Annotated in this window: 22 protein-coding genes and 2 pseudogenes; 13 read left to right on the top strand and 11 right to left on the bottom strand. The window is 68.6% G+C overall.

Going from position 1 to position 24,588, the window contains the following annotated elements; genetic code table 11:
- Positions 1–16: 16 nt before the first annotated feature.
- Positions 17–463 (bottom strand): MarR family winged helix-turn-helix transcriptional regulator, encoded by a 447-nt coding sequence (locus CFB89_RS20655; RefSeq protein WP_089469495.1) that lies wholly within the window; start codon positions 461–463, stop codon positions 17–19.
- 538 nt (positions 464–1,001) lie between these two features.
- Here CFB89_RS20655 and CFB89_RS20645 point away from each other — a divergent pair.
- A complete protein-coding gene (locus tag CFB89_RS20645) occupies positions 1,002–2,309 on the top strand; it encodes an MFS transporter (RefSeq protein WP_089469494.1) in 1,308 nt (435 codons plus the stop codon).
- Between the two features lie 294 nt (positions 2,310–2,603).
- A complete protein-coding gene (locus CFB89_RS20640) occupies positions 2,604–3,365 on the top strand; it encodes a DUF4397 domain-containing protein (RefSeq protein ID WP_089469493.1) in 762 nt (253 codons plus the stop codon).
- A gap of 98 nt (positions 3,366–3,463) precedes the next feature.
- On the opposite strand, the gene CFB89_RS20635 is transcribed toward CFB89_RS20640, so the two are convergent.
- A complete protein-coding gene (locus CFB89_RS20635; protein WP_089469492.1) occupies positions 3,464–4,015 on the bottom strand; it encodes a DUF3005 domain-containing protein in 552 nt (183 codons plus the stop codon).
- A gap of 193 nt (positions 4,016–4,208) precedes the next feature.
- Positions 4,209–4,472 (bottom strand): hypothetical protein, encoded by a 264-nt coding sequence (locus CFB89_RS35005; RefSeq protein ID WP_179233503.1) that lies wholly within the window; start codon positions 4,470–4,472, stop codon positions 4,209–4,211.
- A 250-nt stretch (positions 4,473–4,722) separates the two neighbouring features.
- On the opposite strand from CFB89_RS35005, the gene CFB89_RS20620 reads away from it, so the two are divergent.
- The gene (locus CFB89_RS20620; RefSeq protein WP_256979726.1) at positions 4,723–5,904 is read left to right on the top strand and encodes a LysR family transcriptional regulator; all 1,182 of its coding nucleotides are present in this window, start codon (positions 4,723–4,725) and stop codon (positions 5,902–5,904) included.
- 35 nt (positions 5,905–5,939) lie between these two features.
- Here CFB89_RS20620 and CFB89_RS20615 read toward each other — a convergent pair whose 3' ends face one another.
- Positions 5,940–7,511 (bottom strand): MFS transporter, encoded by a 1,572-nt coding sequence (locus tag CFB89_RS20615; RefSeq protein WP_089469490.1) that lies wholly within the window; start codon positions 7,509–7,511, stop codon positions 5,940–5,942.
- 100 nt (positions 7,512–7,611) lie between these two features.
- On the opposite strand from CFB89_RS20615, the gene CFB89_RS20610 reads away from it, so the two are divergent.
- From CFB89_RS20610 to CFB89_RS20595, 4 genes and pseudogenes are all read left to right on the top strand, one after another.
- On the top strand, positions 7,612–8,490 hold the full coding sequence (locus tag CFB89_RS20610) for a LysR family transcriptional regulator (RefSeq protein WP_089469489.1): 879 nt from the start codon (positions 7,612–7,614) through the stop codon (positions 8,488–8,490).
- A 9-nt stretch (positions 8,491–8,499) separates the two neighbouring features.
- Positions 8,500–8,640, top strand: a pseudogene (locus CFB89_RS34405) (ABC transporter substrate-binding protein); the annotation flags it as partial.
- A 239-nt stretch (positions 8,641–8,879) separates the two neighbouring features.
- Positions 8,880–9,287 (top strand): DUF427 domain-containing protein, encoded by a 408-nt coding sequence (locus CFB89_RS20600; RefSeq protein ID WP_069230921.1) that lies wholly within the window; start codon positions 8,880–8,882, stop codon positions 9,285–9,287.
- Between the two features lie 7 nt (positions 9,288–9,294).
- Positions 9,295–9,592: pseudogene (locus CFB89_RS20595) on the top strand (ABC transporter substrate-binding protein); the annotation flags it as partial.
- Here the strand turns inward: CFB89_RS20595 and CFB89_RS20590 are convergent.
- Complete coding sequence (locus tag CFB89_RS20590) at positions 9,550–10,146, bottom strand: putative glycolipid-binding domain-containing protein (protein ID WP_089469487.1); 597 nt, start codon at positions 10,144–10,146, stop codon at positions 9,550–9,552. The pseudogene CFB89_RS20595 and the gene CFB89_RS20590 overlap by 43 nt on opposite strands.
- 197 nt (positions 10,147–10,343) lie before the next feature.
- On the opposite strand from CFB89_RS20590, the gene CFB89_RS20585 reads away from it, so the two are divergent.
- Positions 10,344–11,240, top strand: a complete 897-nt coding sequence (locus CFB89_RS20585; protein WP_089469486.1) for a LysR family transcriptional regulator — start codon at positions 10,344–10,346, stop codon at positions 11,238–11,240.
- Between the two features lie 15 nt (positions 11,241–11,255).
- Here CFB89_RS20585 and potE read toward each other — a convergent pair whose 3' ends face one another.
- Together potE and CFB89_RS20575 are read right to left on the bottom strand one after the other, a co-directional pair.
- Positions 11,256–12,641, bottom strand: a complete 1,386-nt coding sequence (gene potE, locus CFB89_RS20580) for a putrescine-ornithine antiporter (protein WP_089469485.1) — start codon at positions 12,639–12,641, stop codon at positions 11,256–11,258.
- 70 nt (positions 12,642–12,711) lie between these two features.
- Entirely contained in the window at positions 12,712–14,976 is a 2,265-nt protein-coding gene (locus tag CFB89_RS20575; RefSeq protein WP_179233539.1) for an Orn/Lys/Arg decarboxylase N-terminal domain-containing protein, read from the bottom strand.
- Positions 14,977–15,518: 542 nt separating this feature from the next.
- Here CFB89_RS20575 and CFB89_RS20565 point away from each other — a divergent pair.
- Positions 15,519–17,699 (top strand): ornithine decarboxylase, encoded by a 2,181-nt coding sequence (locus CFB89_RS20565; RefSeq protein ID WP_179233502.1) that lies wholly within the window; start codon positions 15,519–15,521, stop codon positions 17,697–17,699.
- A 59-nt stretch (positions 17,700–17,758) separates the two neighbouring features.
- Entirely contained in the window at positions 17,759–18,280 is a 522-nt protein-coding gene (locus CFB89_RS20560) for a hypothetical protein (protein ID WP_089469482.1), read from the top strand.
- Between the two features lie 37 nt (positions 18,281–18,317).
- Here CFB89_RS20560 and CFB89_RS20555 read toward each other — a convergent pair whose 3' ends face one another.
- The 3 genes from CFB89_RS20555 to CFB89_RS20545 form a co-directional block, all read right to left on the bottom strand.
- A complete protein-coding gene (locus tag CFB89_RS20555) occupies positions 18,318–19,475 on the bottom strand; it encodes an iron-containing alcohol dehydrogenase (protein ID WP_089469481.1) in 1,158 nt (385 codons plus the stop codon).
- A complete protein-coding gene (locus CFB89_RS20550; RefSeq protein WP_089470544.1) occupies positions 19,472–19,807 on the bottom strand; it encodes a putative quinol monooxygenase in 336 nt (111 codons plus the stop codon). Before CFB89_RS20550 ends, CFB89_RS20555 begins: the two co-directional genes overlap by 4 nt.
- Before the next feature lie 240 nt (positions 19,808–20,047).
- On the bottom strand, positions 20,048–20,767 hold the full coding sequence (locus CFB89_RS20545) for an SDR family oxidoreductase (RefSeq protein ID WP_089469480.1): 720 nt from the start codon (positions 20,765–20,767) through the stop codon (positions 20,048–20,050).
- Between the two features lie 133 nt (positions 20,768–20,900).
- Here CFB89_RS20545 and CFB89_RS20540 point away from each other — a divergent pair, with 133 nt between their 5' ends.
- A complete protein-coding gene (locus CFB89_RS20540; protein WP_089469479.1) occupies positions 20,901–21,878 on the top strand; it encodes a LysR family transcriptional regulator in 978 nt (325 codons plus the stop codon).
- Between the two features lie 21 nt (positions 21,879–21,899).
- Here CFB89_RS20540 and CFB89_RS20535 read toward each other — a convergent pair whose 3' ends face one another.
- On the bottom strand, positions 21,900–22,451 hold the full coding sequence (locus tag CFB89_RS20535; protein WP_256979725.1) for an SDR family oxidoreductase: 552 nt from the start codon (positions 22,449–22,451) through the stop codon (positions 21,900–21,902).
- A gap of 107 nt (positions 22,452–22,558) precedes the next feature.
- On the opposite strand from CFB89_RS20535, the gene CFB89_RS20525 reads away from it, so the two are divergent.
- Together CFB89_RS20525 and CFB89_RS20520 are read left to right on the top strand one after the other, a co-directional pair.
- Positions 22,559–23,947 (top strand): nucleobase:cation symporter-2 family protein, encoded by a 1,389-nt coding sequence (locus CFB89_RS20525; protein ID WP_089469477.1) that lies wholly within the window; start codon positions 22,559–22,561, stop codon positions 23,945–23,947.
- Positions 23,948–24,161: 214 nt separating this feature from the next.
- Positions 24,162–24,587, top strand: a complete 426-nt coding sequence (locus CFB89_RS20520; protein WP_089469476.1) for an NUDIX hydrolase — start codon at positions 24,162–24,164, stop codon at positions 24,585–24,587.
- Position 24,588 lies beyond the last annotated feature (1 nt).

Below are 24,588 nucleotides of genomic sequence, written 5' to 3'. Positions count from 1 at the left end.
CGGCCCGCGCCGCGCGTCACGCGTCGCCGTCTTCTTCCATCATCTTGCGCAGCAGAAACTGCAACGCGACCCGCTCGCCCGGATTGAGCGTGCCATACGTGCGCTCCGTCACCTGCCGCGCGAACGGCACCGTACGGTCGATCAGCGCGAGGCCGGCCGCGGTCGCGCGCACGATCAGCTTGCGGCCGTCGTTCGGATCGGGCAACACCTCGATCAGCGCGCGCGTCTTCAGGCGCTCGACGACGCCGCGTATCGTCGCCTGATCGATCGCGGTCGCCTTGACGATGTCGTTCAGCGAACACGCCTGCTGCGCCTTGACCGCGCACAGCGTCACGAACTGTGCGGCCGTCAGATCCGAGTCGGGGATCGCTTCCTGGAAAATCGAAACGTGCCGCTGGTACGCTCGGCGCAGCAGATGCCCGATCTGGTCGTGAAAATCGTACGAATCCTTGGAAGACGCCATGAGAGTGCGGGCCCGCGCCCGCGTGCAAATGAAAGACAAGCAGTGTACACCCTCAAATCGGTGCAGCCGGCGGCCGGCCGGTCGCGTCATTGCGGTGCATCATGATTCGCGGTGTCGCATGCGGCTGCGGGTGTCGATCGTCCAACCTTGTCGGGACGCTCCACCATCGCGACGGCGCGCCAGCCCGGCCGCGCGCGGTCGCAGCGGCGCCGAACAGGCATGGAATACGTGGGGGCGCACTTCCACGCATACACTTCAATTTTGAGCGCATACGCACGAATATCGTGCATGCCGTCACGCGCGTCGCAGCGTTTTCAGCACGTGCTCCATATCGCCCAATATCCCTTTTTAAACGCGGCTTTTGCCCGCATGAAACGCTTCGATCCAGGCGACCGGATTCATGCCAGTGCGCTTCGGTATTTTCTAGTGTGTACGCTACGTATTTGACGTGATATACAGATTCCTGTGCGCAGCGGAACGTCCGCTCGCGTCGATCGAGCCACCCATTCATCCGCCACATTCGAACAGGGGCATTCCCATGTCTACCGCACACCCGAGCGCCGCCGTTTCCCCCGACGACGCGCCCCACGGCCCTCTCTATCGCAAGGTCACGCTGCGTCTCATCACCCTCTTCTGCCTGTGTTACTTCGCCGCCTATCTCGACCGCATCAACATCGGGCTCGCGAAGCTCCAGATGCTCGATGCGCTCAAGTTCAGCGACACCGTGTACGGCCTCGGCGCCGGCCTGTTCTTCGCCGGCTACATCCTGTTCGAAGTCCCGAGCAATCTGGTGCTGCAACGGGTCGGCGCGAAGCTGTGGATCGCGCGGATCATGATCACGTGGGGCCTGCTGTCGGGCGCGACGATGTTCGTGCACACGCCGATGCAGTTCTACCTCGTGCGCTTCCTGCTCGGCGCCGCCGAAGCCGGCTTCCTGCCGGGCGTGCTGCTCTATCTGACGCAGTGGTATCCCGATGCGCGGCGCGCGCGGATCGTCGCGCTGTTCATGGTGGGCCTGCCGCTGTCGAGCATGATCGGCAGCCCGATCTCCGGCTGGATCATGCGCGCGTTCGACGGCGCACACGGGCTCGGCGGCTGGCAGTGGCTGTTCCTGCTCGAAGCGCTGCCGTCGGTGCTGCTCGGCTTCGCGGTGCTGCGCTGGCTGCCCAACGGCATCGAATCCACGCAATGGCTGAACGCCGACGAGAAGCGCGTGCTGCGCGCGAATCTCGACGCCGATCCGTCCGGCAACAAGAGCCACGCGCTCGGCAAGGCGTTCTCCGATCCGAAGGTGTGGGCGCTCGGCCTGATCGACCTGTGCGTGCTGCTCGGCCTGTACGCGGTGAGCTTCTGGCTGCCGACGATCTTGCGCGACACCGGCGTGAAGGACGCATATCACATCGGCTGGCTGATGGTGATTCCGAACGCCGCCGCCGTGCTCGCGACGCTGTACTGCGGCGCCAGTTCCGATCGCGCGCGCGAGCGCCGCTGGCATATCGTCGTACCGTTCGTGGTGTCGGCCGTCGCGCTGGCGATCGCGGCTTCGTCGTCGCACGGCACGCTCGGCACCGTGCTGCTGTTCTCGCTGATCAACGCAGGCGCGGCCGCCGCGATGCCGGTCGTGTGGGCGCTGCCGTCGACGTTCCTGAAGGGCTCGGCCGCCGCCGGCGGGATCGCGTTCGCATGCTCGATCGCGAATCTCGGCGGGTTCGGCAGCACCTATTTCATCGGATGGTTGCGCGACACGTTCCATTCGCAAAGCGCGGGGCTGTACGGTTTCGCCGCGTGCATGCTGGTCGGCTGCGCCCTCGCGCTCGCGTATCCGGCCCGGCTCGTGAACCGCTGACGCGTCGCGTCTCCGCCCCAACGCGACCTTTTTACAACCGCGACCATCGCGCGGCCCGCCCCGACGTTCCCCGTGTCGTCCCGCGCACGCCGCCCGCCCGGCGCGTGCGCGCTTCCAGCCCCCGTGCGGCCGTCGTTCAGCGGCTTTTTCTCCGCACAGGCACGTCGCTTGCGCCCTTTTCGCGCCCGCCATCCGGCGGACAGCCATCTTCCTTCCAACCGGCGCTGCGCCCCGCACGATCCTTCGCGCGGCGGTCCCGCATCGCAAGGCAGGTTTCCTGAACGAGAGGACGACATGAAATCAATACGAACGATAGTGGCCCTGTGCTCGGTCATTTCCGTACTCGCAGCGTGCGGCGGCGGCGACGACGCCGGGACCGAACTCGGCATCTCGAAGCCGCAGGCGCGCTTCATCAACGCGGTGCCGGCCGGCCCTAACCTCGACTACTACCTGAATGCGAAGATCGACCAGTCGGGCGTCGCGTACAAGGGCGTGACGCGCTATCACGACGTCGATTCGGGCACGCAGACCGCGAGCTACGACGTGTCGGGCACGACCGCGACCATCGCCTCCCAATCGTTCAGCGCCGCGAACGGGCACCACTACACGACCATCGCGCTGCCGAGCACGACGTCGCTGATCTCGGTGATCGACGATCCGTACGACAAGGGCCTGCTGTCGGACAAGGCGCGCGTGCGCAGCTTCAACGCGTCGCCGAATGCGCAGAACGTGGACGTGTACGTCGTGCCGCCGGGCACCGACATCACCACGCAAAGCCCGACGATGGCGGGTGCGGCCTACCAGAACGCCGTGCCGGCGACGACGCAGGATTCGGTCTACCTGAACGGCGGCACCTACCAGATAATCGTCACGACGGCCGGCAGCAAGTCGCCGATCCTCAAGACCGCGCCGGTCAACATCGGCAACAACGCCGACTGGCTGCTGCTGACGATTCCGTCCGGCGGCATCGGCGACGTGACGCCGAACGACATTCACGTGCTCGTCGCGCAGGGCAACAACGCCGATACGTCCGCGCAGGAGCTGGGGCCGCAGTAACGCAGCAAGGGTCCGAAAACACACGCGGCGGCCGGTGCGATCGCATCGGCCGCCGCGTGTCGTATACCGGCATCGAGCGTCGGTATCGGTGCCCGCTATCAGGCGTCGATCCGTTCGAGGCAGATCACGTGCTCGGCGCGCGTGCGCTCGCCATGCTCGACCTCGACGTCGCCGACATGGCGCACGCGCCAGCCCGGCCGCGTCGCGATCTGCGGCAGGTTGCCGGACGGCCGGCTCTCGATGCCGCCGAGCCCTTCGTCGGGCGTATCGACCGCTTCGTCGAGCGACGCGTTCGAATAGATCACGTTGTCCTGCAGTTCCGACGCGCCGGTACGCGTCTCCATGCCCTTGCCGTCGACGTCGACCGTGTTGTCGGTCATCGCCATGTTCGCGTTGTCGAGCGTGACGATCCGGCCGACCGCCCGGCGTACCGGGTCGCCGCTGTCGACCGCGTGCGCGTCGACGTCGATCGCCGGCAGGCCGGTCGGCATTTTCCCGGCGACCGCCTCCGGCGTCAGCGGACGCTGCGCCACCTGCGCGGCCTGGGTCGCCGCATCGGGCATGTCGCCGGCCGCCGGTGTCTTCACCGGGCTCTTCTGGATCTGTTCCCGCTGCTTTTCCGGGGTAGGGTTCGATTCCGCGTTCTGCATCGCACCTCCTTGCCCGGCCCGCGGACATCGGCATCACGCCATCGCCGCCGGGCCGGAATTCGCTACAACGGTCCTTGCAAATCTTTCATGCCCACGGACGCGCGCACGCCGTCCGGCGCGCGTCCCAGCCGGCACGGCACCTCCGCGGCGGACGGCGCGCTCACGCACCGCCCGCTCCGACGACTCGCGTGCGTCAGCCGCCGCTCGCGCCGCTCGGCGCGGAAGCCGCGCCCGGCAGGCTCGCGCCGGCATCGCCGCTGCCGCCGGCCGCGCCGCTGCTCGGCATGCCCGACGGTGCGGTCGAAGGCGCGGCCGACATGCCGCTCGCTGCGCTCGAATCCGAACTGGCCGCGCCGTTGTCGTCCTTCTTCTTGCAACCCGCGCCTGCCGCCAGGCCCGCGATCAGGATGCCGGCGAAGACGGCTCGCGATACGTGACGAATGGAATATCGCTGCATGACACCTCCGCTGATGTCGATGTGGATGGAACCCGCTGACTCGCAATATGCGTGCCGCCCCCCGCGCCGCGGCCGCCCGCCACTGCATTCGTTTTTCGAATGACACCCAGCCGAATATTTAATTTCCCATCGCGGTAGCCGCCGCTCATACTCGCGAACCAATCCGAGACATAACGTCCACCGGGTCCGGCCCGCGCCGCGTACGACATGCGGCCGGTTTCGCGCCCCGCATATGGAAGGAGACAACGGCGTGCAACGGGAAGCCATCCACCGCGCCGCGAGCGACGCCGCGGGCGCGCTCGACGTGCTCGATGCGCGGATGATGCGCATCCTGCTCGTGCTGCTGACCGAGCGTACCGTGTCGCGTGCGGCCGTACGCCTGAACATGTCGCAGCCGGCGACGAGCGCGGCGCTCAAGCGCCTGCGCACGCTGCTCGGCGATCCGCTACTGGTGCGCAGCCGCTACGGGATGGTGCCGACCGAGTTCGGCGCGCGACTGATCGAGCCGCTGCGCAACGCACTGCGCGTGATCGACTTCATCCGCGTCCAGCAGCCGACGTTCGACGCGCGCACGTCGGTGCGCACCTACCGGATCGGCTGCCCCGACTACCTGAACGTGCTGTTCGTGCCGAAGCTGGTCGCACTGTTCCGCGAGCGCGCGCCGAACGCGCAACTGGTGTTTCATCCGCTCGGCGACGGGTTCGACGACGAGCGCGCGCTGGCCGACGGCGAACTCGACGTCGTGATCGACAACCGGCCCGCTCGCCGGTCGCGCTTCCGGCAGGACGACCTGTTCGACGACCGCGTCGTGTGCCTGATGCGCGCGACGCATCCGCTCGCGCGGCACGGCGCGATGACGGCCGCCGGGTTCGCGGCGGCGCCGCAGCTGTGCCCGACGCCGTCGTGGCTCGAAGCGCGCGGCGCGATCGACCGGCAGCTCGATCGCGTCGGCCTGCAGCGGCGCATCGTCGTCACGCTGCCGCACTTCGAACTCGCCGCGCACGCGCTGGTGCGCAGCGACCTGATCCTCACCACCACGTACCGCCTCGCGCGGCACTACGCGAAGCTGCTGCCGCTCGCCGCGGTCGCGCTGCCGGCCGAGCCGCCGGACATCGCGTACCGGATGACGTGGAACGAATCGGGGACGTGCGCGGAAGGCGGTCGATGGCTGCGCGGACTGATCGCGGAAGCGACGCACGCATGGCTCGATGCCGACGCGATGCTGCCGGCCGTTGCAGCGATCGCCGCTGTTGCCGCGGTTGCCGCTTCCGAAGCCGATGCGGACGCTCCGGAAACCACGCCGGACATCGCCGATCCGCGCGAACTCGCCCGGCCCACGCGCGACAGGCCGGCCTCGCATTGTCATGCGTGGCCTCCGGCGCGCGTCGCGCAGGCGGCCCGCATTCATCGCATTCCGACGAAGTCGCACTGACCGGCCCAACGTCGACAGCGGGATCGCGCACGACGTCACGCGCCTCGGCGCATCGGTTGCGCAAGCAACTTGCCGGCAACGACGGCTGAACCGAGCGCCAGCACGCCGCTCACCGTCAACGCATTGGCGAATCCGCTCGCGAACGCGACGGGCGCGGCCCGCGCGAGCGCGCCGGCAGCCGACGACGGCACGCGGCCGAGCGCCTGCGCGAGGTCGCCGGCCAGCAGGCTCGACATGAACGACGCATCGGCAAACGCGCGCAGGCCGGGCGTCGCGGACAGCAGGCCGTCGAGCCGCGCATGCGTACTCGCCGCCAGCACCGCGCCGAGCACGCCGACGGCCGTCACGATCGCCGAGAAGCGCGTCGTCGTGCTGATGCCCGACGCCATGCCCGTGCGATCCGGCGGCACGCACGCCATGATCGCCTTCTGCGTGTCGCCGTTCATGATGCCCGCGCCGCACCCCGTCGCGAACATACCGAGCGCGACGAGCCGATAGTCGCCACTGGCCGTCAGCGCCGCGGTCGCGAGATTGCCCGCGCCGATCAGCGCGAGGCCGCCCGCCAGCACGCCGCCGGACGACACGCGCGCGGCGAGCGCGGCACCGAGCGACGGGCCGACGATCATCGCGAACGCGAACGGCAGCATCCCGAGCCCGGCATCGATCGCCGACATCCCGAACGCGTTTTGCAGGTACAGCGGCAGGAACGTCATCATCACCTGCGCGCACGCCGCATAACCGAACATCGCGAGCACCGCGCCGACGAAGCGCGGCTGGCGAAACAGCGCGAGATCGATCATCGGCCGCGCCTGCCAGCGCTCCGCGCCGACGAATGCCGCCAGCAGCGCCGCCGCGAGCATGAGCCGGCCAAGCGTCGCGGCCGACAGCCAGCCGTGCGACGGCGCGCCGATCAGCGCCGCGATCGCACAGGCGAGCGCCGCCCCGAACAGCAGGCTGCCGGCCGCGTCCACGCGTTTCGCATGCGGATCGTTCGATTCGTCGATCGCGACGCGCGCGCCGGCCGCCAGCAGCAGGCAGACGGGCAGGTTCAGCAGGAACACCCAGCGCCATCCGATCCATTGCGTGATCGCCCCGCCGACGAGCGGCGCGATCGCCGTCGCGATCCCCATGCACATGCCCCAGACCGCCCATGCGCGCGCCCGCTCGCGCCCGTCCGGGAAGCGGTTCGCGATCACCGCGAGCGCCGCGGTCAGCAGCAGCGCGGCGCCGCCGCCCTTCGCCGCGCGCGCGGCGATCAGCCAGCCGGCCGACGGCGCGATGCCGCAGCCGAGCGACGCGACAAAGAAGAGCGCGAGCCCCGCGAGGAGCATCCGCTTGCGCCCGAAGCGGTCGGCGAGGCCGCCGGCCGGCAGCAGGCACGCGGCGAATGCGGTCATGTACGCGCTCACGACCCATTCGATATCGGCGAAGCTCGCGTGAAAGCCGCGCGCGATGCTCGGCAGCGAGACGGCCACCACGTTCGTGTCGAGCACGATCAGCGCGCAGGTCGCAGACGCGACGGCGAGCGTCGCGGCGGCAGGCAGGCGGCCGCCCGTGCGCGGGGCGGCCGCCGCGCTCGCGCGCGACGCCGGTGAAGACTGGGACATCGGCCACTCCGGAACAGGATGAACGAGCCGTATGCTAGGCTTGGCCGCTATTGCCTGTCATTGACACTTCAATGCAGTTTAATTGACGAAAATTGCAACCATGAGCCAGCTCGAATTCCGTCACGTGCGCGCGTTCCTGAGCGTCGCGCAACACCTGCATTTCGCGCGCGCGGCCGATGCGCTCGACATGGCGCCGCCCGCGCTCACGCGGCAGATCCAGGAAGCCGAGCGCGTGCTGGGCGTGCGGCTGTTTCACCGGTCGCGCCGCGCGGTCACGCTGAGCGCGGCCGGCGAGGCCTATCTCGCGGAAGCGCGCGCCGCGTTCGACCATCTGCAGCGCGGTCGCGAGCTCGCCGCGCTGGCCGAACGCGGCGAGCTCGGCCGGATCGAGATCGGCTATGTGTCGTCGGCCGTCTATTCGGGCACGCTGCAGCGCACGGTCGGCGCGTTCCGCACCACGCACCCGCGCATCGAGCTGAACCTGCGCGAAGTGCCGATGGACGACGTCGCGAACCAGCTCGACGCGGGCCGCCTCGACCTCGCGTACGTGCGCCCGCCATTGCCGCTGCCCGGCGGCCTGCGGATCGTCACGCTGCAGCGCGACGTGTTCGTCGCGGCCGTGCCGGCCGATTCGCGCCATGCGGCGATGGCGGCCGTGCGCGCGGCCGACCTCGCCGACGCGCGCTTCGCGGTACCCGAACAGGAGCTCGGCACGCTCGAAGTCGCGCGCCGCGGCCGCTTCGCGCCGGTCGTGGCGGCGCGGCCGGGCGGCCTGCTGGCGGTGCTCGCGTGCGTGTCGGTGAACGGTTGCGTCGCGGTGATTCCGGATGCGCTCGCCGCTTGCGTGTCGCTGCCGGGCGTCGTGTACCGGCCGATCGCCGGCAAGCCGATCATGTCGGCGCTCGCGCTTGCGCACCGGCGCTTCGACAAGGCGCCGGCGGTGCGGGCATTCCTGCGCACGGTCGCGCCGGCCGCGTAAAGCGCTCGCGTGCTCGGCGACCAGGCCGGCGGCCCGCGGGCGCTGGCCGAAGCCGCACGCGTGCTCGACGGCACGCCGTACCGGTTCCGCTGGGCCAACTTCCAGGGCGCGGCGCCGCTGTTCGAAGCGCAGCGCGCGAGAGCGATCGAATGTCCATGCGAGCGCCGTAGACACGTTCGCGAGCCCCGCCCCGACGCCGCCCCCGCCCGGCGTCATGACGCAGCGCCATGCGCTCACGGCGGCGGGCGTCCTTCCGGCCCCCTGCACGTTCCGCCGAATGGGTGCATCGTATCGGTTGGCCAACGCCGGCACCGGTGCGCGGGAATCCGCCGGCGCACACCTGCCGGCACCGCGCACCCGCGGGTGCGCCCCGTTCCTGGAGGACCCCGATGTCGATCAACCCCGATACGCCCTCTCGTCCCGTGAAATCGCCGGGCCCCGATCACCCGATCCTGATCGAACCGCATTCGTCGCGCGTGGTCGTGAAGGTCGCCGGCAAGGTCGTCGCCGATACGCGCCACGCGCTGGTGCTGCGCGAGGCCAGTTATCCGGCGGTGCTGTACATTCCGCGCGAGGATGCCGACATGTCGCTGCTCGAACGCACCGACCACGCGACCTACTGCCCGTACAAGGGCGATTGCGCGTACTACTCGATTCCGGCCGGGGGCGAACGTTCGACCAACGCGGTGTGGACGTACGAGCATCCGAATCCGGCCGTCGAATCGATTCGCGGGCACCTCGCGTTCTATCCGGACCGCGTCGATTCAATCGAGGAAAGCCTGCTCGTCACCGAGTGAGCGCGGCGGCGCGATCGGCGTCGCCACGGCCGGCGAAACCCGCCGATCTTCGCGCAGGCCGTCGGCGTCGAGTTGTCTACGTCGGCGACGAGCCGCCCGCGCCGCAGGGCGAGGCGATCGTCGTGCTGCCCGATTCGCCGATCCGTACCGTCGCGCAACCGCGCGGCAAGAAGGTCGCGTTCAACAAGGGCTCGAGCGTCCACTACCTGCTGGCGAAGGCGCTCGAGCATGCAGGCCTCACGTATGCCGACATCCAGCCGATCTACCTGACGCCGGCCGACGGACGCGCCGCGCCGATGCGCCGCCATTCGTCGTAGTCGGTGACGAGGCCCACATCGTCGATTCCGATATCGGCCGCATACGTGCCGCTCTCGTAGCGGTACACGTGCGGCGCCGTGCGCGTATAGCGCTGCTCGCCGTGCACGATGTCGATATCCGGAAAACGCAACCACGCGGTGCGAATCTCGGCCGACTCGCCGACGGCGAGCGCCAGCCGGCGGATCGGCAGCGTATTGGTCGACGGACTGAAGCCGAGATCGATATCGGTCGCGCCCGCGAGCGCCTGCGCCTCGACGCCGTCGATCGTCCACTGCCCTGCGTCGCACGCGATGTCCCATTGCCGGGGCGGCGCCGTGCCGGTCCAATGCGTCACGCGCGCCGAGCGCGTGAGCCAGTCGGCGCCGCATGCGATCGCGTAGTCGATACGAAACGGCGTGCCGTCGATCGCGCCCGCCACCGCACCCGTTAGCGCGATACCCGTGCGCGACTCGTCGAGCCGGCACCATTCCGCCGCCTGCCACGTCTGCACGTTCTGCCACGCGACACAATGCGTCCGTCGCGCTTCATTCCGTTGCGTCATGTCGTGTCTCCTGTCGGTCGCCCGGAAGAAGGCCGATTTTCGCTCACGGCGCGGACGAACGCACGCGGCTTCGGCAGCCCCGTGAGCGCACCGGCCGATACTCAGTATCGGCTTCATGCACACCATCGCGTCGACGCCGCTTTGGTACCATCCATCGATCGGTAAAAATCGAACCGGAAGACACGAGGCGCGACTTCATGGATTTGTTGGCGACGATGCGCATCTACGTGAGAGTCGTGGAGCGCGGCACGATGTCCGGCGCGGCGCGGGATCTCGACATGGGCCAGCCGGCCGTCAGCGAGCGCATCGAGAAACTCGAAAAGCATCTCGGCACGCGGCTGCTGATGCGCAGTGCGCGCACGCTCGCGTGCACGGAGGAAGGCCGCCTCTTCTACGAACGCAGCAAGGCGCTGCTCGAAGCGGCCGAACTGGCCGTGGCGTCGGTGTCGAAGACGGAGAATGCGCTCGACGGCACGATCCGGCTCGCGGCGCCCCAGTGTTTCGGCGAGGTCGTGCTGCCGGCCGTGCTGATGCAGATCCGCACCGCGTATCCGAAGCTGCACATCGACCTGGTGCTGAACGACGAGATCGTCGATCCGGTCACCGAGGGCGTCGACATTTCGATCCGGATCGGCCCGCTCCGCGACGGCGGCTTCGTCGCCTACGCGCTCGGCGCAATCGGCCGCGTGCTCGTCGCAGCACCGTCGTATCTCGAGCGGCACGGCCCGCTCGACACGAAGGCCGATCTCGCGAACCATCCGTTCATCCGCGTGAAAGGCATGTTCGCGAACGAACAGGTGCCGCTGCAGCGCGACGGCGGTGCAGTCGAACACGCGCGCATCCGCACGGTCATGACCGCGAGCCACTGGCGCCCGATGTTCGACACGATCGCGGCGGGCGGCGGCATCGGCGTGGTCCAGCATCCGGCTTGCGCGGACGCGCTCGCGCACGGCCGGCTCGTCCGCCTGCTGCCGCACTACGACGTGCCCGACTTCGCGCTCAACGTGCTGGTGCACGCGCAGCGGCCGCTGCCGCCGCGCGTGCGCGCCGTCGTCGATCTGCTGAAACGCGCCCTGCCGCCGCTGCTGACGTAACGCCAGCGCTGGCCGTCACGCCTGCAGCGACTTCCCCGGCTCCTTCACGTGCGCGTCGACTTCCATCTGGTAGAAGCGCGCGCTGACGAAGCCGAACAGCGTCCAGCCGAGGAACACGCACAGGCCGCCGAGCATCAGCGCCTGCTCGCCCGAGCTGTAGAGCGCGTAAAAGCTGTACGCGGTCGCGACCATCGCGACCGCGTTCGTCAGCAGCGCCTTGCCCGGCGGCACTTTCGCGACCTTCTGGATCGTGATCAGTGCGGCCATCGACATCACGTAAGGCACGAGGTTCGTGACGACCGCGAGATCGACGATCTTCTGGAACTGGCTGCTCAGCTCCGGGCTGATCGTCATCAGCGCCAGCGCGACCTGCGCGATCAGCAGGATCACCATGCCGACGATCGGCGTGCCCGTGCGCGTCGCGCGGGCGAACACCGGCAGGAAGTAGCCGACGTCCGCCGAACTCTTGAACACCTGCGCCACCGTGAACTGCCAGCCGAGCAGCGAGCCGATGCACGCGATCACCATCAGCGCGGTGACGATCGTGCCGACGGTCGGCGTGAACATCGTCGCGAACGCGAGGCCGAACGGCGCGTTCGACGCCGCGAGGATCGCGTTGGGCACGATCCCGGCGATCACGTTGGTCGATACGATGTAGAAGATCGCCGACGCGATCGTGCCGCCGAGCACGGCGATCGGCACGTTGCGCTCCGGATTCTCGACGGCGTCCGCGTTCGCGCACGCCGATTCGAGCCCGAGGAACGCCCACAGCGTCACCGCGATCGAGCCGCCGACGGCCGGCCCGAACGGCATGTGGTGCGGATTCCACGCGGCGCCCCAGGTCGCGCCGCTGAACCAGAACCAGCCGACCAGCGACACGACGACGACCGGAATGATCACGCCCCACACCGTGACCGCGCCGATCCGGCCGGTGATGCGCGAGCCGCCGAAGTTCGCGACCGTCGTCAGCACGAGCAGGAAGATCGTCCACAGCCCCGTCTGCAGCGGCGACAACGTCGCGTCGAACAGCACGGTGCCGTAGCCGACCGCCGTGACGCCGATCGCGACGTTCGCGATCACGAGCGACAGCCCGTACGTGTAGTTCGCCATGTAGTTGCCGGCCTTGCCGAACGCGTATTCCGCGTAGCCGCCCATCCCGCCCGGCTTGCGGCTCAGCATCCCGCAGCGCGCGAACGCATAGGCCAGCGCGAGCGAGCCGCCGGCCGTGACGATCCACGACAGCAGCGAGATCGTGCCGACCTGCGCGAGCTTCGCCGGCAGCAGGATGATGCCGGAGCCCATCATGTTGACCGCGGTGAGAATGGTGAGCTGCCAGACGTTCATCCGGTGCTTCTGCGCGGCCGCCGGGGCCGCATCGGCCAGATGCGCTGCGTTGTCCATGGTGTTCGATCCTTCGATGTGAGGCCGCCGCGCGGCCGATCGCTCGTTCGCCCGGTCAGGCTTCGGGGCTTCAAGCCGTCAGGCAGTACACGCGGTACGTGCCGTCCTCGACTTCCACGCCGTGCGTATCGTGCGCGAAGCCCGGAAAACGCCGGTCGTACGCTTCGAGCGCCTTCAGGTAGCCGAGCACCGGGCCGCCGGCCGGCCCCGCGTTCTCGCCGGGCATCAGGAGCGGAATGCCCGGCGGATAAGGCACGACGCCGGTGGCCACCGTGCGCCCGGCCAGCTCGTCGAGCGTGACCTGCTCGACGCGGCCCTGCACGAGACGCTCGTACGCGCGCACCGGGCTCATCTCCGGCGTCGGCAGGATCGAGAACGCGTCGGACATCAGACGCGTCGTGCCGAGCTGTTCCATCGCCGCGAACATCGTGTCGGCCAGATCCTTCAGCCCCATGCTCGCATAGCGTGAACCGTGCTCCTTCGCGAGCGACGGAATCGCCATGTCGAGCGGCAGGTTCGCATCGTAGTCGCGCTTGAAATCGCACAGCGCGCTGACGAGCGAGCCCCACTTGCCCTTCGTGATGCCGATCGAGAACAGGAACAGGATCGTGAAATCGGTCGTCTTCTCGACGACGATCCCGCGCGCATCGAGATACGCGGTGACGACGCTCGCCGGGATGCCGACCGGCATCAGGCCGCCGGCCGGCGCCACGCCCGGCGTGACGATCGACACCTTGATCGGGTCGAGCATGCAGTAGCCGTCCTCGATGTTGCCGAAGCCGTGCCATTGCGCGCCGGGGCGCAGCACCCAGCACGCCGGGTCGGTCGCGAGCAGCTCGGGCGGCGCTTCGTGGAACGGCAGCGTGCGGCCCGTGCGCGCCTCGAGCACGGTGTCGGGCTGCCAGCATTCGAAGAACCAGTCGCCCTTCGCGCCGAATTCGCCGTTCATCCGCGCGATCATCTGCCGGAACGCGACGGCCTCCTCGATCGATTCGCGCGTCAGCGCCGCGCCGCCGGGGCCGTCCATCATCGCGGCGGCGACGTCGTTCGACGCGATGATCGCGTAGTTCGGCGACGTCGACGCGTGCATCATGAACGTTTCGTTGAACTGGCCATGCGGAATCGGGCTGCGGCCGTCACGCACGTGGATGTACGACGCCTGCGACAGCGCGGTCAGCAGCTTGTGCGTCGACTGCGTCGCGAATACCGTCGGCCGATCCTTGTGGTGGTCGCGCGGGTCGCCGTGCATAGCATGGCGGTCGCGGTAGATCGGATTGAAACGCGCGTAGCCGTACCACGCTTCGTCAAAGTGCAGCCGGTCGACGCTCGCGCCGAGCAGCTCCTCGACGCGCGTCACGTTGTAGCAGAGGCCGTCGTACGTCGAGTTCGTCACGATCGCATGCTTCGGCTGGCGATCCGGCAGCCCCGCCGCGAGCGGGTTCGATGCGATCGCCTCGCGGATCGCCACTTGCGTGAGGCGCTCCGACGCAATCGGCCCGATGATTCCGTAGCGGTTGCGCGTCGGCACGAGGTAGGTCGGAATCGCGCCCGACATCGTCATCGCATGCTCGGCCGACTTGTGGCAGTTGCGGTCGCACAGCGCGATCTGGTCGCGGCTCACGCTCGCCATCAGGATGATGCGGTTCGACGTCGACGAGCCGTTCGTCACGTGATACGTACGATGCGCGCCGAATACGCGCGCCGCATAGCGTTCGCTTTCGCCGATCGGGCCCGAGTGATCGAGCAGCGAACCGAGTTCGCCCACCGAGATCGACAGGTCGGAGCGGAACAGCGATTCGCCGAAGTATTCGAAGAACGCGCGGCCGACCGGCGATTTCAGGAAGCCGGTGCCGCCCGTGTGGCCGGGCGTATGCCACGAGTATTCGTAGACGCGCGAGAACTTCGCGAGCGCGCCGAACATCGGCGGCAGGACGGTCGAGCGATAGCGTTCGATCGCCGCGTGGATGCGCCCGCCGATGAAGTCGGCCGTATCCTCGAGCAGCCACACGAAATCGTCGACCTTGCCCATCACCGCGGCCGGCACCGTCGACGCGACGCTGCGGTCGGCGAGCAGGAAGATCGGCACGCTGCCGTTGCGATGCCGGATCGCATCGACCACCGCTTCGGACGGCCCGTGACCGTCCACGCCGAGATCCCAGTCGAGCAGCACGCACTGGATCGACGGATCGGAGCGGATCAACACGATGGCATCGTCGGCGGACGTCGCCGTCAACACGTCGATACCGCGTTGCGCGAGCTCCGCGCTCAGCGTGCGAACCGCGCGCCCGGCCGCGGTTTCCTGCGCGATCTCGTCGTCGATCAGTAGCGCACGCATGCCGAGGCGGCGCATGCCGCCAATGGAAGTGTTCACGTTGTTGCCCTCGCTGTTGCGTTGCTTCGATTGGTATCGTTCGTCTCACGAGCACGCGGACGGCAGGTCACGGGCAGCGGCACGAGACGCTCGCCATTCCGGCTTGATTCGCCATCCAGTTCGGAGCCGACTATGCCATGAACGCCTTTCGATGAAAAGCCGACGATTCGGTGAAACCATCGGCGCCTTTCCAATAGGATTTCAACATTGGATCATTTTTATATGCGCCGCGGCACGACAATTCCCGATCGATTGATCAGGCTCATTCGTCAATGACATTGACGATTGCGATTGATTGAATTCGCGTGCCTTTATTGCTACGATCGGCGGCGTCGGGCACTATCCGATCACGGCCGTGGCGCGCTGCTCAACGCTTGCCGGCGCAGTCCGCATTCGGCGTTCGGCATTCGCGGGAGCGTTTCAATCGGCTGCAGCGCGTGTCGTATCGACATCACACGCCGGCGCGAATGCGGCTCCCGCTTCAGGTCATTTACCGGAGAGTTCGCGTGAGCCTGTTGAAAATCGCAGTCGAGCCGGCGCTGATCGGCGCCTTTCTCACCACGCACGAACAGGTCGACGTATTCCAGACCGATTTCACGAATATCGCGGCAGTCGTCGTCGGTATCGATACCGCGGAAAAGGTGCTGAAAACCGTCGAGCGAACCGGCTTCGCGATTCCGTTCTTCGTCGCGGTCGAACCCGACCAGGAAGTGCCGCCGTCGGTCCTGCCGAGCGCAAGCGGCGTGATCCCGCTCCGGCACGGCGGCCGCCATTACCACGGCAGGCAGATTTCCGCCGCCGCCGACATCTACAGCGAGAACCTGCTGCCGCCGTTCTTCAAGGTGATGCGCGACTACGTGCAGCGCGGCTACGTCGAATTCGACTGCCCGGGCCATCAGGGCGGCCAGTTCTTCTCGAATCATCCGCTCGGCCGGATGTTCTTCGATTTCTTCGGCGAGACGCTGTTTCGCTCGGATCTCTGCAACGCGGACGTCCGGCTCGGCGACCTGCTGATTCACGAAGGGCCCGCGCTGGAAGCACAGCGCAACGCCGCGCGCATCTACAACGCGGATAAAACCTGGTTCGTGCTGAACGGCACGTCGACGTCGAACAAGGTCGTCACGAGCGCGCTGCTCGCGCCCGGCGATCTCGTGCTGTTCGACCGCAACAATCACAAGTCGGTGCACCTCGGCGCGCTCGTGCTGTCCGGCGCGCGGCCGGTCTACCTCGAGACCGCGCGCAACGCGTGGGGCCTCATCGGCGGCGTCGACAGCGCGGCGCTCGGCGAAGCGCGCATTCGCGACGCGATCCGCGACGTCGCGCCCGAGCGCGCCGACCTGCCGCGCCCGTTCCGGCTCGCGGTGATCCAGCTCGGCACCTACGACGGCACGATCTACAACGCGCGCGAAATCGTCGACCGGATCGGGCATCTGTGCGACTACATCCTGTTCGATTCGGCGTGGGTCGGCTACGAGCAGTTCATCCCGATGATGCAGGACTGCTCGCCGCTGATGCTGACGCTCGGGCCCGACGATCCCGGCATCTTCGTCACGCAATCGGTACACAAGCAGCAGGCCGGCTTCTCGCAAACGTCGCAGATCCACAAGAAGGACAGCCACATCGAAGGACAGAAGCGCTTCTGCGATCACCGGCGCTTCAACAACGCGTACATGATCCACGCGTCGACGAGCCCGTTCTACCCGATGTTCGCGGCACTCGACGTCAACGCGCAGATGCATGCGGGCCCGGCCGGCAGGCGCCTGTGGCGCGACTGCGTCGCGCACGGCGTCGATGCGCGCAAGTTGCTGCTGAAAACCTGCCGCCAGATTCGCCCGTTCGTTCCGCAGCAGGTCGACGGCCGCCCGTGGGCCGACCATCCGACCGAGCAGATCGTCGACGACCTGCGCTTCTTCCGCTTCCACCCGGCCGACACGTGGCACGGCTTCGAAGGCTATGCGGACGACCAGTATTTCGTCGATCCGTGCAAGCTGCTGCTGACGACGCCCGGCATCGATCGCGACACGCACGAATATGCGCCGTTCGGCGCGCCGGCGCCGATTCTGGCGCGCTACCTGCGCGAGCACGGCGTCGTGCCCGAGAAAGCCGACCTGTATACGATCCTGTTCCTGCTCACGCCGTCGGAGAGTGCCGGCAAGCTGCAGCATCTGGTCGCGCACCTCGCGCAGTTCGAGCGCCATCTCGACCAGGACACGCCGCTGCGCGAAGCGATTCCGTCGCTGTGCGAAGCGTATCCGGAGCTGTACGGCACGATGCGTCTGCGGCAGCTGTGCCAGCGAATGCACGATTTCTACCGCAGCCACGACATGAAGCATCTGCAGAAACAGATGTTCCGGCGCGCGCAGTTCCCGAAGCAGGCGATGCTGCCGCAGGCCGCGAACACCGAGCTGATCCGCAACAACGTCGAGCTCGTCACGCTCGATCGCATCGAAGGCCGGATCGCGACCGAAGGCGCGCTGCCCTATCCGCCCGGCATCTTCTGCGTGGTGCCCGGCGAAGCGTGGGGCGGCCCGGCGCTCGACTACTTCCGTGCGCTCGAAGCCGGGATCAACGCGCTGCCGGGCTTCGAGCCGGAAATCCAGGGCGTGTACCTGCAGGCGAAGCCGGACGGCACGAAGCAGGCGTCGGCGTACGTGGTGGCCACCGGCGCCGACGCGTCGCGGGCCTGATCGCGATCGGTGCCCGCGCCGCGCGGCGCTGGCGCGCCGCGTGTATCATCGCCTCCATCATGCTCATCCGACCGCTTCGTCCGCTCCTGATCGCCCCGGCGCTCGCCGTCTCCATCGCCGCGCATGCGCAGCAGGTCGGCGTGGTTGCCGACGGCGTCTACTACACGCCGAATACGCATCTCGCGGCAGGCACGTCGCTGCAAGTGCTGCCCGATGACGACAAAGGCGTCGCGCACTGCTGCGCGACAGTCACCGGCCCCGCCGGCAAGCCCGGCAACCAGATTCTCGACAGCCTGCACGACGACCGCACGATCGCCGCGTACGCACTGTCGCTGCCGAAATCGGTGCCGGCGGACACGCGCGGCTTCGGCATCGTCGGCGCCGCGCATTTCGTGCGCCAGGGCGCGCACCCGGAAGCCGTGCTCGACGGCGGCTTGCAGCTCGCCTTCTCGACCTGCACGTCGGTGGAAGGCACGCATTACCTCGGGCGCAAGGTCGGCGCCAACAAGTTGCTCGTGCACCTGTATCAGTACTTCGACGGCGAACTCGAGCCGACCTGCAAGGATCGGGACCTGAAATGACGGCACCCGGCCGGCGGGCGGCATCGCGCCCGCCGCGTCACCACGCGTGCCTGTAGATCGCCAGCGCGTCGGCCTCGGTCACCTCGCGCGGATTGTTCACGAGCAGGCGCGTTTGCAGCATCGCGTCCGACGCCATCCGCGGCAGGTCGTCCTCGCCGATACCGACCTCGCGCAGCGTGCGCGGAATGCCCGTCGCGACGATCAGCCGGTCGATCTCGGCGATCAGCGCGTGCGTTTTCGCTTCGTCGCTGCCCGTGGCCGACGGCGCGACGATCGCCGCCAGTTCCGCATACAACGGCGCGGCGGCCGGCGCGTTGAAGCGCAGCACGTGCGGCAGCACGAGCGCGTTCGACAACCCGTGCGGCACGTGAAAGATCCCGCCCACCGGATAGGCCAGCGCGTGCACGGCCGCGACCGGCGCGTTCGCGAATGCCTGCCCCGCGAACATCGCGCCGACCAGCATCGCTTCGCGCGCGTGCCGGTTCTGCCCGTCGTCGCATGCGGCCAGCAGGTTGCGCGACAGCAGCGTCAACGCGTGCGTGGCCAGCATGTCGGAGACCGGATTCTTCAGCCGCGCGGACGTGTACGCCTCGATCGCATGCACCATCGCATCGATGCCGGTGGCGGCGGTCGCCGCGCGCGGCAGGCCGAGCGTGAGTTCCGCGTCGAGGATCGCGACGTCCGCGAACAGGTGCGGCGACACGACGCCCATCTTGCGCGCCTCGCCGACCGTGACGATCGATACGGCCGTAACCTCGGAGCCCGTGCCGGCCGTGGTCGGCATCTGCACGAGCGGCAGCCGCGCGCTCGCGACCTTGTCGACGCCGTACATGTCGGCCAGCGCCTGCGGGCCCGGCGCGAGCACCGCGATCAGTTTCGCGACGTCCATCGACGAGCCGCCGCCCAGACCAAGCACGATCTCGGCATCGGCCGCGACGGCCCGCGCGGTCGCTTCGAGCACCACGTGCTCGGGCGGATCGGCGATCACGTCGTCGATCACTGTGACCTGCCAGCCGTGCGCGGCGAGGCTCGCCAGCGCGGGCGCGAGCACGCCGCTGCGATGCAGGAACGCATCGGTGACGACGCACAGCCGCGCGAGCGCCGGAAAGCGTTCGCGCAACAGCGCGCCGAGCCGGCGCGCGACGCCGAATTCGACGATCTGCGTCGGAACGGTGCGGAATTGAAACGGGTTCATCGGGCGCCTCCCGGGGGCGTCGCCGTGCCGGTGTCCGGCTGCACCATGTAGCGGATCACCTCGCGACGCTCGAGCAACGGCATGATCGCGCCGACACCGATCCGCTGGAAATGCGGCGTTTCCCGATGTACGTCGAGGCCGTCGGCCTCGCTGTAACGCTCGAGGATCACGATGTGGTCGGGATTCTCCGGCGACCGGAAATACGCGTAGTCGAGGTTTTTCGGCTCGGTGCGCGTGGCCGGCGCGAGTTCGGCCAGCAGTTCGACCACGCGGTCGCCGTTGCCGGGTTTCGCGAAGAAATGCGCGATGACCTGCAGATAGGGTTCGTTCATGCGGCGCTCCTTGTTCGACACAAGCCCGTCGCGACGGGAGCGCCCCCGATCCGCCATGAACCGGATGGATTCAAACGCGATGAGGCGGCACCGTATCGCTGACGCGTCGTCGCATTGTATTGAATCGGCACGGCCTGCGCAGTGCCGCGACCTGGCCGCGAACAGCAGGCCGAATCGCGCCGCACGTTCACGGCGAGCCGGAACCGGGCCGCCCGCCCAGCGCCTGCGCCGCCGCCCCGGCTACCACGGCACCGTCCGCCCCAGATAGTCGAGATATTCGAGCCCGGGCCGCGCCCGCTTCGCCAGCAGCACGTCGACGAGGCTCGGCACGCTCTCCTCGATGGTCAGGCGCGCGTCGGGCCCGCCGAGTTCGGTGCGGACCCAGCCGGGCGCCATCAGCGCCAGCGCGCGGCGCGTGCCGGCCTGACGCGCCGCGAAGCTGCGCATGAACTGGTTCAGCGCGGCCTTGCTACCGCGATACACCTCCCGCATCCCGCTGACGTTGTTGGTCACGCTGCCCTGCCCCGACGACATCGCGCCGATCAGCCCGTCGTCGGTCACGAGATCCTGCAGCGTCTCGATCGCGCGCATCGGCGCCAGCGCATTCGTGATCATCACGCGCACGAATTCGTCGGTCGTCACTTCGCCGATCGTTTCGTTCGGATCGTTGGTCGTGCCCGCATTCACGAACAGCATGTCGAAGCGCCGGCCCGACAGGCGCTCGCGCAGCGCGGCCAGTTGCGCGGGCTCGCAGATGTCGAGCGTGCCGATCTCGAGCCGGCCGTCGAACTGGTCGGCCAGGTCGTGCAGCTTCGTGCGCCCCGATCCTTCGCGCACGGTGCCCGTCACGTGCCAGCCCTTGTCCAGGAATGCCTCCGCCATTGCCAGTCCGAGGCCGCGCGACGCGGCGACGAGCAGGATCGCGGGGGCGTTTCGTCGATTCGATTCAGTCGATTGCATGGTTTTCGCCTTTGCCGTGTTTCGTCATGCGCCTACTATAGGCGCGCGCCAAGACAGGCGCCAGACGCACCCGATGCAATCCATCGTTGCACCGAACGCCATGCCAAACCTCGTAGTGGCGTATCCTGTCCGCATGGAAGACATCGACCTGAACCTCGTCACCGCGCTCGACGTGCTGCTGTCGGAGAGCAGCGTGACCGGCGCCGCGCGCCGGCTGGGCCTGAGCACGTCCGCGATGAGCCGCACGCTCACGCGGCTGCGCGTCGCCACCGGCGATCAACTGCTCGTGCGCGCCGGGCGCAAGCTCGTGCCGACGCCGCACGCCGCCGCGTTGCGCGAGCGCGTGCATGCCGTCGCGCGCGACGCGTGCGCGGTGCTCCGGCCGGCCACCGCCGACGTCGACTTCGCCACGCTCACGGCCACGTTCACCATTCGCGCGGCCGCGTCGTTCATGGAAATGCTGTCGGGCCCCGTAGTCGCCGCCCTGGCCGACGTCGCGCCGCACGTGCGGATCCGCTTCGTCCCGAAGCTCGACCGCGATCCGCAAGCGCTGCGCGATGGCACCGTCGATCTGGAAATCGGCAAGCGCGGCGACGACGCGCCCGAGCTGCACACGCGCATGCTCTTTCACGACTGGCACGTCGCGGTGGCGCGCGCCGGGCATCCGCTGTTCGCGTCGGCGCGGATCACGCCCGCGCGCTATGCGGCCTGCCGCCACGTCATTTCCGCACAGTTGGGCGATTTCGACGGGGCCGCCGACGACCCGGCCGGCGAGGCCGGCCCGGGCCCCGCCGTGCACGTCGTCGTGCCGGGCTATCCGGACGCGATGCGTGTCGCGGCCAGCACCGACCTGATCGCGCTGGTGCCGCGCTCGAGCCTCGGCAACGCGTGCTCGCCGGGGCTCATCGAAGCGCTCGGGCTGCGCAGCTTCGAGGTGCCGGTCCGCCTGCCGGCGATCCTCGTGTCGGCGCTGTGGCATCCGCGCATGCACGGCGACCCCGTGCATCGCCGCCTGCGTGACACGGTCATCGCCGTGTGCCAGCGCGCGTATCCGGATGCCCGCCCGCCACGCACGACGGCGCGGGGCAATGGAGCACGCGCCGCCGGCTGACCGTGGTTGACCTCACGCCGCTCAGACCAGCCGGCCGCCGCCGTCGATGTGCAGGATTTCGCCATTCATGAAACGGTTGCCCAGCAGGAACGCGATCGCTTCCCCGACTTCGTCGGCGCGGCCGACACGGCCGCCCGGCAACGCCGCGGCGGCGCCCGCGAGGATCGCATCGCGCGCTTCCGGGCCAAACGCGTCGTACAGCGGCGTCTCGACGAAGCCCGGCGCGACGACATTGACGCGCACCGGCTTCAGTTCCAGCGCGAGCGACTGCGCCAGCGCCTCGACGCCGCGCACGGCGGCGGCGATGACGGCCGTGCCTTGCGCGCCCGGACGATCCGACAGCTGCCCGCCGGTCAACACGATCGAACCGGTCGCGGGTATCAGCGGCAATGCGGCGCGGATCGCGTACACCGGCCCGGCGATGCGCTCGTCCAGCGCGGCGAGCAGATGATCGGGATCGGTCTCGTTCAGTTTGCCGGCAATGAAGCGACCGGCCGTGACGACCAGGTGATCGACCCGCGTCAGCGTATCGAATACGGCCTGCACCGCGTGCCGGTCCGCGATATCGGCCACCGCGATGCCCGCGCCGCCGAATCCTCCCTGTCGCGGCCAGGCCGGGCGGCGCCGGCGGGCCCTTCGGCTAAAATGCCGCACTTTCCACCTTGTCCGGCCCGCTCGCCATGCAACCCGCCTCCTCCGCCCCATCCGCCTCCCATGGCGCCGACGCCGCCGACCCGGCCCGCGACCTCGTCTACGGCCCGAACGACCGGCCGGCGCCGATGGTCGCCTTCGTCGCCGCGCTGCAGCACCTGCTGGCGATCATCGTGCCCATCGTCACGCCCGGCCTGCTGATCTGCCAGGCGCTCGGCGTGCCCAGCCGCGATACGACCCTGATCGTGTCGATGTCGCTGGTGATTTCCGGCATCGCGACGTTCGTCCAGTGCAAGCGCTTCGGCCCGCTCGGCGCCGGCCTGCTGATCGTCCAGGGCACCAGCTTCAACTTCGTCGGCCCGCTGATCGCCGGCGGCAGCCTGATGGTCAAGCAGGGCACGCCGGTCGAGACCGTGATGGCCGCGATCTTCGGCGTCGTGATCGCCGGGTCGTTCGTCGAGATGGGCGTGTCGCGTATCCTGCCGTTCGTGAAGCGCCTGATCACGCCGCTCGTCACCGGCATCGTCGTGCTGCTGATCGGCCTCACGCTGATCAAGGTCGGCCTGATCAGCATGGGCGGCGGCTACGGCGCGATGGCCAAGGGCACCTTTGCGAGCGCCGAGAACCTGACGCTGTCCGGCCTCGTGCTCGGCACGATCATCCTGCTGAACCGCGTGCCGATCGTCTGGGTGCGCAGCACCGCGCTCGTCATCGCGCTCGCGATCGGCTATCTCGCGGCCGCGTTCCTCGGCCGCCTCGACTTCACCGGCATGCACCAGGCCGCGCTGTTCCAGGTGCCGACGCCGCTGCATTTCGGCATCGGCTTCTCGTGGGCGCTGTTCGTGCCGATGCTGATCATCTACCTCGTCACGTCGCTCGAAGCGATCGGCGACGTGACGGCCACCAGCAAGATCTCGAACGAGCCGGTCGAAGGGCCGGTGTGGATGCAGCGGATCAAGGGCGGCGTGCTCGTCAACGGCGCGAACTCGCTGCTGGCCGGCGTGTTCAACACGTTCCCGAGCTCGGTATTCGCGCAGAACAACGGCGTGATCCAGATCACCGGCGTCGCGAGCCGTCACGTCGGCATCTGGATCGCGGGGATGCTCGTCGTGCTCGGCCTGTTCCCGGTCGTCGCCGGCGTGCTGCAGGCCGTGCCGGAGCCCGTGCTCGGCGGTGCGGCGATGGTGATGTTCGGTGCGGTGGCCGCGTCGGGCATCAACATCCTCGCGGGCGTCCACCTCGACCGCCGCGCGCTGCTGATCATCGCGGTATCGCTCGCGCTCGGCCTCGGCGTGTCGCAGGTGCCGGACATCCTGAACAGCCTGCCGCATGCGCTGAAGAACGTGCTGGAATCGGGCGTGGCGACGGGCGGCATCTGCGCGCTCGTGATGAACTGGTTCCTGCCGGAAAGGAAGTAACGGCAATCGCGGTGCGAACCGCATGACGACGTGGCGCGCGTGACGGGCCACGTCGGTCGTCGCGCCAAACGGCATCGGACGTCCCGCGCACCGCCCTGCCACCGGGCGCGCTCGCGCAGGCACGCGGCGTGCCGGCCGCGCATCGGCGGCAATCAATCGTCAAACCCGGTCAGGGCGCCTTGGCCGATCGATTTGTGCTGGTTAGAATCACGGCATGCCCCAAACCCTCGCGCCCGACCAAGCCCCCGAAACGACTGCCGTTCCGATCAAGGAACGCGCGACCGTCGTCTGCTATCGCGATGCGCGAGTGTTGCTCGTCACGCGTGCGGCGTCGCGCTGGGCCCTTCCGGGCGGCACGATCAAGCGCGGGGAAACGCCGCTCGAAGCCGCGCATCGCGAACTGGGCGAGGAAACCGGCATGACCGGCCAGGACCTGGTGTACTCGATGCAGTTCACCGGGCTCGCGAAAATCCATCACGTGTTCTTCGCGGAAGTCGGGCCGGACCAGACGCCTCAAGCGAGCAACGAGATCGAGAAATGCAAGTGGTTTCCGATCGACAGCGTCGACCGCCTGCGCGCGAGTATTCCGACGAAGCGAATCGTCGAGCTCGTCTACGACCACGAAATCCGCAAGGCGTAGC

It is taken from the genome of Burkholderia sp. AU16741 (assembly GCF_002223345.1).
GTDB lineage: Bacteria > Pseudomonadota > Gammaproteobacteria > Burkholderiales > Burkholderiaceae > Burkholderia > Burkholderia sola.
This window is presented reverse-complemented; position numbering and strand designations above follow the sequence as displayed.

Excerpts from the sequence above, each read along its gene's own strand:
- CFB89_RS20550 (WP_089470544.1), bottom strand. The coding sequence starts at position 19,807 with ATGAACGAACCCTATCTGCAGGTCATCGCGCATTTCTTCGCGAAACCC.
- CFB89_RS20545 (WP_089469480.1), bottom strand. The coding sequence starts at position 20,767 with ATGCAATCGACTGAATCGAATCGACGAAACGCCCCCGCGATCCTGCTC.
- CFB89_RS20640 (WP_089469493.1), top strand. The coding sequence starts at position 2,604 with ATGAAATCAATACGAACGATAGTGGCCCTGTGCTCGGTCATTTCCGTA.
- CFB89_RS20635 (WP_089469492.1), bottom strand. The coding sequence starts at position 4,015 with ATGCAGAACGCGGAATCGAACCCTACCCCGGAAAAGCAGCGGGAACAG.
- CFB89_RS20600 (WP_069230921.1), top strand. The coding sequence starts at position 8,880 with ATGTCGATCAACCCCGATACGCCCTCTCGTCCCGTGAAATCGCCGGGC.
- CFB89_RS20585 (WP_089469486.1), top strand. The coding sequence starts at position 10,344 with ATGGATTTGTTGGCGACGATGCGCATCTACGTGAGAGTCGTGGAGCGC.
- CFB89_RS20525 (WP_089469477.1), top strand. The coding sequence starts at position 22,559 with ATGCAACCCGCCTCCTCCGCCCCATCCGCCTCCCATGGCGCCGACGCC.
- CFB89_RS20520 (WP_089469476.1), top strand. The coding sequence starts at position 24,162 with ATGCCCCAAACCCTCGCGCCCGACCAAGCCCCCGAAACGACTGCCGTT.
- CFB89_RS20610 (WP_089469489.1), top strand. The coding sequence starts at position 7,612 with ATGAGCCAGCTCGAATTCCGTCACGTGCGCGCGTTCCTGAGCGTCGCG.
- CFB89_RS20655 (WP_089469495.1), bottom strand. The coding sequence starts at position 463 with ATGGCGTCTTCCAAGGATTCGTACGATTTTCACGACCAGATCGGGCAT.
- potE (WP_089469485.1), bottom strand. The coding sequence starts at position 12,641 with ATGGACAACGCAGCGCATCTGGCCGATGCGGCCCCGGCGGCCGCGCAG.
- CFB89_RS20615 (WP_089469490.1), bottom strand. The coding sequence starts at position 7,511 with ATGTCCCAGTCTTCACCGGCGTCGCGCGCGAGCGCGGCGGCCGCCCCG.
- CFB89_RS20555 (WP_089469481.1), bottom strand. The coding sequence starts at position 19,475 with ATGAACCCGTTTCAATTCCGCACCGTTCCGACGCAGATCGTCGAATTC.
- CFB89_RS20645 (WP_089469494.1), top strand. The coding sequence starts at position 1,002 with ATGTCTACCGCACACCCGAGCGCCGCCGTTTCCCCCGACGACGCGCCC.
- CFB89_RS20590 (WP_089469487.1), bottom strand. The coding sequence starts at position 10,146 with ATGACGCAACGGAATGAAGCGCGACGGACGCATTGTGTCGCGTGGCAG.
- CFB89_RS20560 (WP_089469482.1), top strand. The coding sequence starts at position 17,759 with ATGCTCATCCGACCGCTTCGTCCGCTCCTGATCGCCCCGGCGCTCGCC.
- CFB89_RS20575 (WP_179233539.1), bottom strand. The coding sequence starts at position 14,976 with ATGCGTGCGCTACTGATCGACGACGAGATCGCGCAGGAAACCGCGGCC.
- CFB89_RS35005 (WP_179233503.1), bottom strand. The coding sequence starts at position 4,472 with ATGCAGCGATATTCCATTCGTCACGTATCGCGAGCCGTCTTCGCCGGC.
- CFB89_RS20540 (WP_089469479.1), top strand. The coding sequence starts at position 20,901 with ATGGAAGACATCGACCTGAACCTCGTCACCGCGCTCGACGTGCTGCTG.